The following is a 12,232-nucleotide window of genomic DNA, read 5'->3' as shown; positions in this document are numbered from 1 at the left end:
CCCTGGACGACATCGCTGTGGTCCAGGGCCGGCTTTTCCCACTTCTCCGAGCAGGAAGACAACGAGATTGCGACAGACCCTGAGCAGGGGAATGGTCGCGGCCGCCGCCGCGACGGGCATTCTGTCCCTGTGCGCGGGCGGCCACGCCCTCGCCGACTCAACAGCCGATGGAGCCGCCAAGGGTTCGCCCGGGGTCCTGTCGGGCAACGCCGTCCAGGCACCGGTGCACGTTCCGCTGAACGCCTGTGGCAACTCGGTCGACATCGTCGCCGCGCTCAACCCGGCCTTCGGCAACTCCTGCGCCAACCTCTCGGACGCGAACGGGCATCGCTCCCACGGCACACCGCACGACGACCCCGAGTCCCGCGACGACGACTCCGGTTACGGCGACACCGATCACGGCGACATCGATCACGGCGACTCCGGTTACGGCGACTCCGGTTACGGAGATACCGGCTACGGCGAGTCCCGCGACGAGGATTCAGGCTACGGCGGCTCCGGTTACGGCGAGTCCCATGACAAGGAGTCCGGCCACGGCGGCTCCGGGTACGGAGATACCGGTCACGGCGGTTCCGGTTACGGCGAGTCCCGTGACGAGGAGTCCGGCCACGGCGACACCGGCTACGGCGGTTCCGGTCACGGCGAGTCCGGCTACGGCGAGTCCGGCCATGAGCACCACGGCCCTGGGGACGACTGCGGGGGCTACGGCGACACCTGCGGCGGTGGCGGTCACACGACCCCGCCTCCCGGAGGGGGCCACACCACGCCACCGGGCGGTGGTCACACGACCCCGCCTCCCCACGGCGGTGGCAGTACTCCACCCGGCGGTGGTCACACGACCCCGCCTCCGTACGGCGGGGACAGCACCCCGCCCGGCGGCGGTCACACCACTCCGCCTCCCCACGGCGGCGGCAGCACCCCGCCCGGCGGTGGTCACACGACCCCGCCTCCCCACGGTGGTGGCGGAAGCACTCCACCCGGCGGTGGTCACACGACCCCGCCTCCGCACGGCGGCGGGCACTCCACTCCGCCTCCGCACGGCGGGCACTCCACTCCGCCTCCGCACGGCGAGGACACCGCGCCTCCGGAGGGCGGTGGTGGGCACAACTCGCCGCCGCAGCTGCCGCACACCGGCAGTGAGCGTGCCGCTCTGCTGGCCGCGTCCGGCGTGAGCGCGGTGCTCATCGCGGGCGGCGCCGTCCTGTACCGGCGAGGCCGAGCCGCGTCCCGTCGGTGAACGCACCGGGTGCCGGACGCCCTCGCGTCCGGCACCCGCACTCCGTCCGGCTCAGCGCCGGACGGCTTGCGACGCCCCGTGCCGACCCGGCGCCGGGATCACCCCGCTCGGCACGCCCGCGTGCAGCCGACGCCGTACGCCCCGGACGAGGGTCCCCGCCGTGAAGGTCGCGCCGTACACGAAGCGCATCGCCGGGCCGAAGCCGGCCGCCGTCACCAGACCGGCCAGGAACAGGCCGGGGTGGGACGACTCGAAGCCCCGGCCCACCTCGGGGGAACCGTCGGACACCGTGGCCAGCGCCCCGCGCAGTTCGCCGGAGAGCAGTCCGAGCCGGTCACGGCTCGCCTTGAAGCCGGTGGCCGCGATCACGTGCTCGGTCTCGAAGGAGTCCGCTCCGCCCACCTCCAGCCGTACCCCGCCCGGGACCGCTCGCGCCGCTGTCACCTCGTGGTCGAGACGTACCCGCACGGAGCCCTCCACCCGGTCCCGTACCCACCAGGCGCCGGCCGGGCCGAGCGCCGTCGCCGCGATGCGCGCCCGGGTCGGTTCCGGGAGCCGGCGGTAGAAGCCCGGGCGCTCCGCGTAGAACCAGTTGCGCCAGCCGCAGCCGAGCCCGCTCTGCGGGGAACGGGCCGACCGCCACCACGGGCGCTCCCAGGGCGGCGGCACATCGTTCCAGCGCAGTCGCTCCGCGCGGACCAACACCCTTACCCGGGAGCCCTGTTCGGCGAGCAGCGCGGCCGTCTCCAGTGCTGCCTGGCCGCCGCCGATCACCGTGACGTCCCTGCCGCGGAAGCGGTCGAGGTCTCCGTGGTGGCTGCTGTGCGAGACCAGGTCGGGGGAGAGTCCGCGCAGGGCGGCCGGGATCTCGACGAACGGCATGACGCCCACGGCGAGGGCGATCGTCCGGGCCCGCACGGTCTCGCCGTCCGCGGTGACCGCCTCGAAGCCGCCCGGCCGGGACATGATCCGGGTCACCGTGCGCTCGTCGACGTCGGGGACGGCGTTGCGGGCGAACCACAGCCCGTACCGGGCGAACATCTCCACCGGGATCGGCTCCCCGTGCCGGGTCGTCACGCCCTGGGTCGCGCAGTACGCGTCGAGCCGCCAGCGAGCCTCGGGGTCGGAGAGGTTGGAGGCCCACGGCTCGGACTTCAGGAACATCCCGCCCGGCATGTTGTCGCGCCAGGAGGCCATCGGCCGGCCGAAGACGCGAAGCTTCAGCCCGGCGGCCGCGGCGTGCGCCGCGATGGACAGGCCGTACGGGCCCGCGCCCACCACCAGCAGGTCGCACATCAGCAACTGCTCGCCTTCTCGTCGTCGGTCGGTGCGGCCGGGGCAGGCGCGGTCGGGGCCGGTGCGCTCGGCGGCGGTTCGGTCAGGTCCGTCAGGGACGGTGTGGGCGGCGTCGCCTGGCGGACCACGCGGGGCCGGACCCCGGCCGCGCCCGAGGCGCCGGCCCGGCGCAGCCGGTCGAGCAGCCGACGGGCGACATGGGCGCCCCACAGGCCCCACATGGCCCGGCCGGGAGCGGTGTCGTCGCCCGCGTGCCAGGCCAGTTCACGGCCGCGGCGGGCCGGTCGCAGTGCCGCCAGCGGTGCGTAGTTCTCCACGACGAACGCCCGGCCCGGCAGCGGCGCCCCGGCCGGCAGCGGACGGTGCGTCAGGTCGAGGTGCTGCGCGCGGACGACGTCGAGTCCGCCGCCGTCGGCGAAGAGCCGGAACTGGGCGCCGGGGCGCGGGTTGAAGTCGAGCAGGTGGTAGTCGCCCGTCGTGCCGCAGCGGCGGAAGTCGAGGTCGAAGATGCCCCGGTAGCCGAGTTCGTCGGTGAGCCGCTGGGCCAGCGTCCGCACCTGCGGGTTCTCGGTCCACTCGCCCACCGCCGTGAGCCCCGCGCCGCGCGGCCAGGCGCACAGCTTGCGGCCCGGGCCGCCGCCGCCCACCGCGCCGGAGCGGTCGGCGTACCCGTGGAAGAACCAGTCGCGGTCCGGTCCCGGCGGCAGGAAGGCCTGGAGCAGCAGCCGGCTGCCGGCCTCCTCGGTGCGCAGGTACAGGTCGCGCGCCTCCTGGGTGGAGCGCACCACGAGTGTGCTGCGCAGCCCCGAATCGGCGGGCAGCAGCCAGGGGCGGCTCCACTTCGCCACCACCGGCAGGCCGAGCCGCCAGGCGGCGGAGGCGGCCTGCGACGCGCTGTCCGGGATCACGGTGAGCGGGTGCGGCACGTCCGCCGCCGCGCACAGCCTGGTCAGTTCGGCCTTGTCGGCGACGCGTTCGGGCACCGTGCCGGGCTGTTGCGGCAGCAGGTAGGCGGGCGCCAGCTCCTCGCGCAGACGGCTCACGGCGACCGCGCCGGCATCGTCCATCGGGATCAGCACGGCGGGCCGTTCGATGCGGGCGGCCACCCGCAGCAGGGTGGCGGCGATGTCGGCGAGGGTGGCGCCGGGTCGCGGCGGTGGATGCAACTGGCGTACGAAACGGGACTTGCGTACGGGACTTCCCGTGGAGTCGGCGACCACGTGCACGTCGATTCCGGCTCTGCCGAGGGAGCGCACGGCACCCAGCGTTCCGTGGTGAAAGGGATTCCGGTCGATCCGCAGCAGAACGGCGGGGACGCGGGTGTCGAGCAGCGACTCGGGCATTTTTTTCCGGGTCCTTCGGTTCAGTTCACCGGTATGGGCGATCGAGGCACTCGAAAGCCGTAACGGCGGTGGCGTAATTCCTTTTCGTGTGACTTTCATATGACTGAGTGTCAGTAATGCGCGGTCTTTGCGCGTTACGCAAGAGTGGAGAAAGGAGCAGGCATGGCCCCACAGCAGCGACGCACGCGGTCCCGACGGCTGGCCGTCGTCGCGGCAGCGGTCGCGGCGTCGGCCGCGCTGGCGTCCGGACCTGGGTTCGCCGCGGGTGCGGGGGTGGTGCGGGTAGCCGATCCTCCCGCTCCCACCCCGACCGTCCCGACGGCCGCGGTGACCCTCCCCGCACCCGTCGAGCCCGAACCGGTCGTACCCGCCCCGAGCGCGACACCGGAGGCTCCGGTGGCCCCCGAGGTGCCGGTGTCCTCCGAGGCGCCGGCCGCCCCCGAGGTCCCGCCGACCCCGGCGGAGACCTCCACTCCGTCCGTGCCGCCCGTCCCCTCCACCCCGACCGCCCCGCCCGCGAAGGACGCCCCCGCCTTCGGCGCCTACCTCGACTACGGCGCCCGGGGCGTGGCCCGGATCGCCGAGCTCAGCGAGTGGCTGGGCGGCGCGGAGCTGCGCGTGGGCCACACCTACCTGCCCGGCGACCGGTGGCGCAACATCGAGGGCTCGCCCGGTTTCCTCGACGTGTGGGCGGACTGGAGGCTGGAGAAGGACGACCGCATGCTCGTCCTCAACGTGCCCATGATGGAACGCAACGAGGAGGGGGTGTCCGACGACGAGGTGCGCGGGCTGCTGCGGGAAGGGGCGGCCGGGGAGTTCGATCACCACTTCAGGGCTCTCGCCGAGCGGCTGGTCGCGCTGAAGGTGCCGGACACGGTCATCGTGCTCGGCTGGGAGATGAACGGCATCACGTACACCCATCGGTGTGGGCCGGACCCGGAGGCCTGGAAGAAGTACTGGAACAGGATCGTCTCCACCATGCGCTCGGTGCCGGGCCAGAAATTCAGGTTCGACTTCACGCCGACCCGCGGCAAGGACGCCGTTCCGTGGACCGAGTGCTATCCGGGGGACGACACGGTCGACATTCTCGGAATGGATTCCTACGACCAGCCGACCGGCCTGTCCTTCGACGAGCAGGTGAAGGAACCCTACGGGCTCCAGGCACACGTGGACTTCGCCAAAAGCCATGGCAAGCCCATTTCCTATCCCGAATGGGGACTGTTCCGCAACGGTGACAACGCCGAATACATGCGGCGCATGCTCGCCTGGATGGACGAGCACAAACCGCTGTACAACACGGTGACCGACTACTGCCCGCACGGCGTGTGGCAGTGCGGGCAGAACCCGGAGTCGTCCGCCGTCTACCGCTCGCTGCTGTCCGGCCGCACCGACGAGCCGGGCACGCCACCGACGAGCCCGGCGCCCTCCGTCGAACCCCCCGTGGAGCCGTCGCCCTCGACGGACCCTCCGACCGAACCCTCCACCGAACCCACGGCGAACTGCATTCCGATGAACCTCGGCGACTGGGTCGAGTACTGGATCGGCGGCAAGCTGTGCTTCCGACTGGACTGGTGGTCGGGCGACGAGTGAACCGCGGTGCGGTGGCGGCAGGCCCGCGTCAGGACCTGCCGCCACCGTCACGCTCCCTCCGCTGCTCCAGCCGGAGCAGCAACTCCTTGCCCCGCCGTCGCGCGGCCACGTCGCACACGACCGCCGACAGCAGCGGCGCGGTGCGTCGACGGGCCAGCAGCAGCCGCTGGTTGACGACCGGTTCGGGCCGCCAGTGGTGCTTGTAGGGCTCGTTGCCGCGCAGCAGACTGAGCGCGGCGCGGCCCCCGCTCCGGGAGTGCTCGGCGCACGCGTCGAGCAGCATCACCGCCACGTCCGCCTTGCGTTCGCGCAGCTGGGGGTGGGCGCCGTAGAGGTAGCCCCCGGCCAGCCGTCGCGACAGCAGGGTCAGATCGACGGCCACCACGTCGTCGTCGAGCCGGAACTCGGTGACCACCGCGTCCCCGGAGCGCACCATCGGCCCGACGGACCGCACCAGGTGCTCGCAGAACCGTGCCCGCAGGTGCTCGCCCGTCACCTTCCGCCCCTGCCACTGCAACTGGTGCAGTTCCAGCAGCCGGCGCAGCGCCGAGTCGACCTCTTCCGGGCACACGACCTGACGCTCGACGCCCAGCGCGGTCAGCTTGCGCAGCTTGGCACGCACCCGCTGGGCCTTCGCCGACGGAAGCCGGGCCACCAGCTCGTCCATGGGCACAGCGGGCAGCTCCAGGCACACCGAGTCGCTCACCCGTCGCCGGGGGCCGTGCCAGCGCTCGTAGACCTGCTCCACCGCGCTGCCCGGCCGCACCTCGCGGAAGTCGATCAGCGCGGTGCGGGCGGCCGCCGCGAGGCCCTCGGTGAGCGCGGCGACGGCATGCTCGCCCTGTTCGTCGTCGACGAGGACGTCCCCGTAGTCGGAGATCGCCCCGCCGAGCGGCACGAGCGCCGGCAGCGGCCGGCGTACGGCCATCAGCGGGGCCGCGGCGACGAGTTCACCGCCGTCGCGGACCAGCAGCAGACGCAGCCGGCCGCGCCTGCCGTACGACAGCCACCACGAGTGGAGCCAGGCGTGGCTCTGGAACGGGGTGGCGCTCGCGCACCGCTGGTACAGCCGGCCCCAGGCGGGGGCGAGGGCGGCGAAGGCCTCTTCGTCGGTGACGAGTTCGGTCGTGAACGTCGGCTTCACAGCGCTCCGTGGGCGTCGGCGGCGAGGGCCGGGCCGGGGACGGCGGCGGGGCGCGCGGCCTCCTCCTCCCGGCCCCGCTTCGGCCGCACCAGCAGCAGCAGTCCGCCGAGCAGCCCGCCCGCGCTCGCCCCCACCAGACCCGTCACCGCCGGGGACACCGAGGAGGGGCCGGTCGGCCGGACCGCGCGGGCGAACTGCTGGAGTTCGACGTTGGTGGCGGTCCGGGAGCTCTTGGCGTGCTGGGTCAGCGAGCGGGAGACCGCGTTGGCCATGTCGGCGGCCAGGTCGGCCCGGGGGGAGGTCGCCGTGATCGAGACCATCGGGGCGTCCGGCGAGGTCGCCGTCTGCACGCTCTGCTGGAGCGTCCTCACCGGCACACCGGCCCACACCTGCGCGTCCCCGAGCACCGCCAGCTGGGTGGCGACCCGGCCGTAGGCCTGCGCGAAGCCGAGCGCGGACGCCGGGTCGGACTTCTCGGTGGGGACGGCGACCACATAGGCGGTGGCCGTGTACACGGGCGGCTTGAGGACGCCGTACGTGCCGCCGAGCAGTCCGCCGGCGACGGCGCCGACCGCGAGCAGGGACCAGGGCGGGAGCGTCTTGGCGCGGCGCAGGGAGGCAGGACGGCGGGGATTCTCGGTCATGGGGAACTGACTCCCTGGGGTGTCGGGGTGGCGGGGGAGAGCAGGGGTGGTCCGGAAACGGTGGCCGCGTACACGTCCATGAGCTGGGCGGCGCTGCGGGTGATGTCGTAGTGGCGGGCGGCTTCGGCGGCGGTGCGCGGGCCGGGGGTCCGCGCGCGTGCCTCGGTCAGCGCGCGGACGAAGGCCTCGGTGCCGCCGGTCACCCGGCGGGCGCCCGTCGCCCCGGCGGGCAGCTGCTCGATCGCGGGGCAGGAGGCGTAGAGCACGGGCAGGCCGCAGGCCAGCGCCTCGACGACGGCCAGTCCGAAGGTCTCCTCGGGGGAGGGCGAGACGAACAGGTCCATGGCGGAGGTGAGGGAGGGCAGGTCGGGGCCGGGTGTGCCGTCGGGGACACAGGGGCGTTCACCGGCGAACAGGACCCGGTCGGCGACCCCCGCCTCGTGGGCGGTGCGGCGCAGCACGTTCTCCTCGGGGCCGCCGCCGACCAGCAGCAGCCAGTGGTCGGCGGGGAGCCGGGCGAGGGCGTGGATGAGGACGTCGAAGCGTTTGCCGGCCGTGAGCCGTCCGACGCCGCCGACGACACAGGCGTCGTCGGGCAGGCCGAGGCGGCGCCGGGTGCGCCGGCGGGCGTCCGGGTCGAAACGGAAGCGGGCCAGGTCGATGCCGTTGGGGACGACCTCGATCCGGGGGGCGGGAACCCCCCAGCTGCGCAGGCGGTCGGCGACCGTGGGGGAGACGGCGACCGTGGTGCGGCCCAGCCGCTCGCTGGCGAGGTAGAGCGCACGGACCCCGGAGGTCAGTCTCCGCCCCTCCATCTGCGAGTCGCCCAGGGAGTGTTCGGTGGCGACGACCGCGCGGACCCCGGCGAGCCGCGCGGCCAGCCGGCCGTAGACGCACGCCCGGTAGAGATGGGTGTGGACGAGGTCGTAGCCGCCGGAGCGGATGATCCGGACCAGGCGGGGCAGCGCGGCCAGGTCGCGGTTGCCGGCCATGCCGAGATGGACGACCCGGACCCCGTCCTCGGCCAGCCCGTCGGCCACCGACCCCGGGTTCGTCAGCGTCACCACCTCGCACTCGACCGGCAGGTGCCGCAGCAGCAGCCGCAGTTGCTGCTCGGCACCCCCGACACCGAGCCCCGTGATGATGTGCAGCGCCTTCACCGCAGCCCCTCGACGGGCCGCCGGCGCAGCCGGTGCAGCCGGTACTTCAGATGCATGCGGACGACGTTGTCGCCCTGCCCGATGTGCAGCCGCGGAAGGGCGTGGAGGCCGTTCAGCGCGCCGGGGTCGATCGCGCAGGCGTACGTGTAACCGGCTTCGCGTACGGCGTCCATGGCGCGCTGGTCGATCGTCCCGTACGGGTAGCAGAAGCCGTCGACCTCGGTGCCCAGCAACGCGGCGAGGGCCGCGCGGCTCTCGACGGTCTCCTTCTTCAGGGTGAGGTCGTCGGCCTTGGTCAGGTCGACGTGGGTGAGGCCGTGCGAGCCGATCTCGACGCCCTCGTAGGCCGCGCGGCAGATGCCGTCGGCGGTCAGCAGCGGCTTGCGCGGGCCCAGCGGGTCCCAGGCGTTGTCGCCGCCGAGCCGGCCGGGCAGCACGAACAGGGTGGCCGTGCAGCGGTGGCGGCGCAGCACGGGCAGCGCCTCGGTGAGGAAGTCGGCGTAACCGTCGTCGAAGGTGAGACCGACCAGGTTGCGGCCCTCGCCCCGGGCCCGGGCGGCGAGCAGTTTCGCCATGGAGACGCCGCGCAGCCCGCGTCGGCGCAGCCACATCAGCTGCTTCTCCAGCCGCTCGGGGGTGACGGTGATGCGGTAGGGATCCTCGGAGCAGTCCCCCACGGAGTGGTACATCGCCACCCACGGGACGGGAGTGCGTCTGCTGTTGTCAGGAGCGGACATGGGAGAACCTTCGGGTCGCGGAACGTACGGAACGGAGTGCGGAATCGATGCCCTGGGAGCCCAGGGCACGGCCGAGCAGCAGGAAGACGACGGTCACGGTGAGTCCCCCGGCGGCCAGGCCGGACAGGGGGTCGGTGAACCGTCCGGCGGCGAACGCCCCCGCCAGGGTGGCCACCAGGGCCGCCCGCACCGGCCGGCTCAGTTCGCGCAGCACGTTCCGGACACCGACCGGAACGCTGCGCGGACCCATACCGGCCAGCAGGACGAGGGCGGTGACGGTGATGCCGATCGCGTTGGCGGCGGCGATCCCGTACACGCCCCAGGAACCGACGCTCAGCGCGCCGATCCAGGAGGTCATGACGATCCCGGAGGCCATCGCGCCGACCGGGTACCAGGAGCCGCGGCCCGCCGAGAAGTACGAGCGGACCAGCACGCCCACCAGGGTCTGGCCGAGCAGCCCGAGCGCGTACACCCGCATCACGCCCGCCGTCGCAGCCGTGTCCTTCGCGGTGAACGCGCCCCGCTGGAAGAGCAGTTCGATGATCTGCGGTGAGCAGGCCAGCACGGCGGCCGTGCCCAGCAGCACGACACACGCGGCGAGCGCCAGATCCCGCTCCACCCGGGTGCGGGCCCGCTCGGTGTTTCCCTCGGCCAGCGCCCGCGCGACCACCGGGAAGGTGACCGTGCACACCATCACCGACAGGATCATCGGCATCTGCGCGACCTTCTGCGCGTAGTTCAGGTGCGAGATGGCCCCGGCCGGCAGCTGTGAGGCGAGGAAGCGCTCGATGAGGACCTGGGACTGCCGGCACAGCGCGAACAGGAGCACGGTCGTGAGGAGCAGGGTGTCGAGGGGCCGGGGCTCCTCGTGCGCGGAGGCTTCCTCGGCCACCCCCCGCTTCCTCAGCTGCCTCCACAGGGAGGGCAGCTGGACGAGGACCATCAGCAGCCCGCCGACCGCGACCCCGGCCGCCGCCGAGCGCACCCCCCAGCGGCCCCCGAGGACGAACATCCCGGTGATGATGCCGACGTTGTAGGCGACGTAGATCGCCGCGGGCGCCCCGTACCGCCGGTGCGCGCGCAGGGCGGCGCTGCAGTACCCGGCGAGCCCGAAGCTCACCACGCAGGTGGCGGTGAGCCGGGTGCAGTCGACGGCGAGCGCGGGGTCGGGCAGGCCCGGGGCGAGGACCTCGACCAGCTGCGGCGCCAGGCCGATGAACAGGGCGCCGACCGCGACGAAGGCCAGCGACAGACGGGGCAGCGTGCCCGCGACCAGGGCGCGGACCGGGTCGCCTGGGGCGCCGTGGGAGCGGCGGGCGAGCGCCATGCTGAACGCCGGGATCAGGGCGAACGCCAGTCCGTCCTCGATGAGCAGTGTGGCCGCGAACTCGGGCACGGTCCACGCCACGAGGAAGGCGTCGGTGTCGCTGCCCGCCCCGAACAGCCGGGCCAGCGCCTGGTCGCGCACCAGCCCGAGCAGGGCCCCGGCGACGGAGAGGACGGCGGTGACGAGGGTGGCCTTGGCGAGGAACCGACGGGAGATCGGGGGGAGTCCGCCGCCCTCCTGCCCGCCGCGCTCCTTGCCGCTGAGTTCCTCGCCGCCGACTTCCCCGACGCCGGCTTCCTGCCCGTCGGCCGCCGTCGCGGCGGCCGCTCCGTCGGCTCCGTCGGCCCCGTCGGCCGTCTCCCCGGACCGGGCGGCGGACCGCGCCGACGGCACGGAAGCGGGACCGTCCGTGCGAGGCGTCCGGGGAGGCGTGACCGTCATCGTGCGAGCGCCTCCTCGCGGTCACGGCCGCCGACCAGCGCCCACCAGGCCACGGCCCCGAAGACGACGGCGGTCAGCACGGTCGACGGACCGCCGATGTCGGCGTACGTGAAGTCCACGAGCTGCCAGATCAGCAGGCCGCAGGCGACGAGCGCGCAGTCGAGGCCGGGTCCGGAGCGCCGGATCCGGAACCAACCGCGCAGCCCGCACGCCAGCATCGCCAGCCAGCCGCCCGCGAGGGTGAGCAGCCCGATCAGGCCCTGCTCGCTGAGGATCAGCAGGTACATGTTGTGCGGGGAGAGCAGCGGCTGCTTGACGAACCCGGAGCCCGCGCCGTCGGTGTCGCTGCCGGAGGACAGCGCGAGGGAGGCGTGGCCGTCGCGGTGCTCGGGGAAGCCCTTCAACCCGACGCCGGTCAGCGGCTGGTCGCGCCACATGCCCACCGCCGCCGCCCACATCGTGTACCGGTCGGTGACCGACTGGTCGGGCGCGTCCCTGACCTGGGTGATGCTGTTGACGCGCTCCTGGAGCATCGCCGAGCCGAACCCGAAGCCGCCCACCAGGATCACCCCGGCCGCGGCCGCCACCGCGCCCACCTTCAGCGCCCGCCGCGGCCCGGCGAGGGCCAGCTGGACCGCGCAGGTCAGCACGGTCGCGATCCACGCGCCCCGGCTGAAGGAGAGCGCGAGCGGCACCAGCAGGGCGAGCGCCGAGCAGGCGGCGATCGCCCGCTGCCGTACCGGGGTCCGGCCGAGCGCCAGCCCGACGGCGCAGATCAGTCCGAACGCCACGACGGTCGCCATGCCCATCACGTCCTGCGGCCCGAAGGTGCCGACCGCCCGGATGTCCTCGCCCTGGTAGGAGGCGCCGGTCCCGGTGACGAACTGGTGGACGCCGACCGCCCCCTGCCACCCCGCGAGTCCGACGAACGACCAGGCCAGCACCCGGAAGTCGGTCCGGTCGCGGACGAGCAGGGCGACCGCCGCCGGGACGAGCACGAAGATCTGGAGGTAGCGGCCCAGACCGGAGAACCCGGCCCCCGGCGAGGACGCGCCCATCGCGGCGAGCGCGAGCCCGACCACCGGCAGTCCGAGGACGAGAGCGGCGGTGAGGGACAGCGGGCGCCGCCGCTGCCGCAGCAGCCGGACCGCGCAGAACAGCACGACCAGCGCGGACAGCGCGTCGGCCGGTCCGGCGCCGCCCTCGCCGCCGGGTCCGAGCGGCAGGCCGAGCAGGGCGACCACGGCGACCACGGGCAGGACCGGTGACAGCGTCCGGGCGCGGGGCAGGGGCAGGGCGAGGGTCATCGGCGG

Annotated in this window: 10 protein-coding genes; 2 read left to right on the top strand and 8 right to left on the bottom strand. The window is 73.8% G+C overall.

What is annotated here, in order from left to right; translation table 11 throughout:
• Nucleotides 1–67 precede the first annotated feature (67 nt).
• Nucleotides 68–1,237 (top strand): chaplin family protein, encoded by a 1,170-nt coding sequence (locus ABT070_RS04270; protein WP_351754328.1) that lies wholly within the window; start codon nucleotides 68–70, stop codon nucleotides 1,235–1,237.
• 51 nt (nucleotides 1,238–1,288) lie between these two features.
• Here ABT070_RS04270 and ABT070_RS04265 read toward each other — a convergent pair whose 3' ends face one another.
• On the bottom strand, nucleotides 1,289–2,533 hold the full coding sequence (locus ABT070_RS04265; RefSeq protein WP_351754325.1) for an FAD-dependent oxidoreductase: 1,245 nt from the start codon (nucleotides 2,531–2,533) through the stop codon (nucleotides 1,289–1,291).
• Nucleotides 2,533–3,876 (bottom strand): carboxylate--amine ligase, encoded by a 1,344-nt coding sequence (locus ABT070_RS04260; protein WP_351754322.1) that lies wholly within the window; start codon nucleotides 3,874–3,876, stop codon nucleotides 2,533–2,535. The genes ABT070_RS04265 and ABT070_RS04260 overlap by 1 nt, the downstream gene beginning before the upstream one ends.
• Before the next feature lie 162 nt (nucleotides 3,877–4,038).
• Between ABT070_RS04260 and ABT070_RS04255 the strand changes: the two genes are divergently transcribed.
• Nucleotides 4,039–5,466 carry a glycoside hydrolase family 26 protein gene (locus ABT070_RS04255; RefSeq protein ID WP_351754319.1) on the top strand — a complete coding sequence of 476 codons (1,428 nt, stop codon included), beginning with the start codon at nucleotides 4,039–4,041 and terminating at the stop codon, nucleotides 5,464–5,466.
• Nucleotides 5,467–5,494: 28 nt separating this feature from the next.
• Here ABT070_RS04255 and ABT070_RS04250 read toward each other — a convergent pair whose 3' ends face one another.
• Genes ABT070_RS04250 through ABT070_RS04225 form a run of 6 tightly spaced genes read right to left on the bottom strand, consistent with a single transcriptional unit; the run spans nucleotide 5,495 to nucleotide 12,226 of the window.
• The gene (locus tag ABT070_RS04250) at nucleotides 5,495–6,610 is read right to left on the bottom strand and encodes a GNAT family N-acetyltransferase (protein ID WP_351754317.1); all 1,116 of its coding nucleotides are present in this window, start codon (nucleotides 6,608–6,610) and stop codon (nucleotides 5,495–5,497) included.
• Nucleotides 6,607–7,254 (bottom strand): YveK family protein, encoded by a 648-nt coding sequence (locus ABT070_RS04245; protein ID WP_351754315.1) that lies wholly within the window; start codon nucleotides 7,252–7,254, stop codon nucleotides 6,607–6,609. The genes ABT070_RS04250 and ABT070_RS04245 overlap by 4 nt, the downstream gene beginning before the upstream one ends.
• Entirely contained in the window at nucleotides 7,251–8,414 is a 1,164-nt protein-coding gene (locus ABT070_RS04240) for a glycosyltransferase (RefSeq protein ID WP_351754313.1), read from the bottom strand. Before ABT070_RS04240 ends, ABT070_RS04245 begins: the two co-directional genes overlap by 4 nt.
• Nucleotides 8,411–9,151 carry a polysaccharide deacetylase family protein gene (locus tag ABT070_RS04235; protein ID WP_351754310.1) on the bottom strand — a complete coding sequence of 247 codons (741 nt, stop codon included), beginning with the start codon at nucleotides 9,149–9,151 and terminating at the stop codon, nucleotides 8,411–8,413. Before ABT070_RS04235 ends, ABT070_RS04240 begins: the two co-directional genes overlap by 4 nt.
• Nucleotides 9,138–10,919, bottom strand: coding sequence for a murein biosynthesis integral membrane protein MurJ (gene murJ, locus ABT070_RS04230; protein ID WP_351754307.1), 1,782 nt, complete (start codon nucleotides 10,917–10,919; stop codon nucleotides 9,138–9,140). The genes ABT070_RS04235 and murJ overlap by 14 nt, the downstream gene beginning before the upstream one ends.
• On the bottom strand, nucleotides 10,916–12,226 hold the full coding sequence (locus tag ABT070_RS04225) for an O-antigen ligase family protein (RefSeq protein ID WP_351754305.1): 1,311 nt from the start codon (nucleotides 12,224–12,226) through the stop codon (nucleotides 10,916–10,918). Before ABT070_RS04225 ends, murJ begins: the two co-directional genes overlap by 4 nt.
• Between the last annotated feature and the right edge of the window lie 6 nt (nucleotides 12,227–12,232).

The sequence above is a fragment of the Streptomyces sp. NPDC002884 genome (assembly GCF_040295245.1).
In the GTDB taxonomy this organism is placed as follows: Bacteria; Actinomycetota; Actinomycetes; order Streptomycetales; family Streptomycetaceae; genus Streptomyces.
This window is presented reverse-complemented; position numbering and strand designations above follow the sequence as displayed.

Coding starts and splice junctions, on each gene's coding strand:
- ABT070_RS04265 (WP_351754325.1), bottom strand. CDS start 2,533: ATGTGCGACCTGCTGGTGGTGGGCGCGGGCCCGTACGGCCTGTCCATC.
- ABT070_RS04235 (WP_351754310.1), bottom strand. CDS start 9,151: ATGTCCGCTCCTGACAACAGCAGACGCACTCCCGTCCCGTGGGTGGCG.
- ABT070_RS04255 (WP_351754319.1), top strand. CDS start 4,039: ATGGCCCCACAGCAGCGACGCACGCGGTCCCGACGGCTGGCCGTCGTC.
- murJ (WP_351754307.1), bottom strand. CDS start 10,919: ATGACGGTCACGCCTCCCCGGACGCCTCGCACGGACGGTCCCGCTTCC.
- ABT070_RS04260 (WP_351754322.1), bottom strand. CDS start 3,876: ATGCCCGAGTCGCTGCTCGACACCCGCGTCCCCGCCGTTCTGCTGCGG.
- ABT070_RS04245 (WP_351754315.1), bottom strand. CDS start 7,254: ATGACCGAGAATCCCCGCCGTCCTGCCTCCCTGCGCCGCGCCAAGACG.
- ABT070_RS04225 (WP_351754305.1), bottom strand. CDS start 12,226: ATGACCCTCGCCCTGCCCCTGCCCCGCGCCCGGACGCTGTCACCGGTC.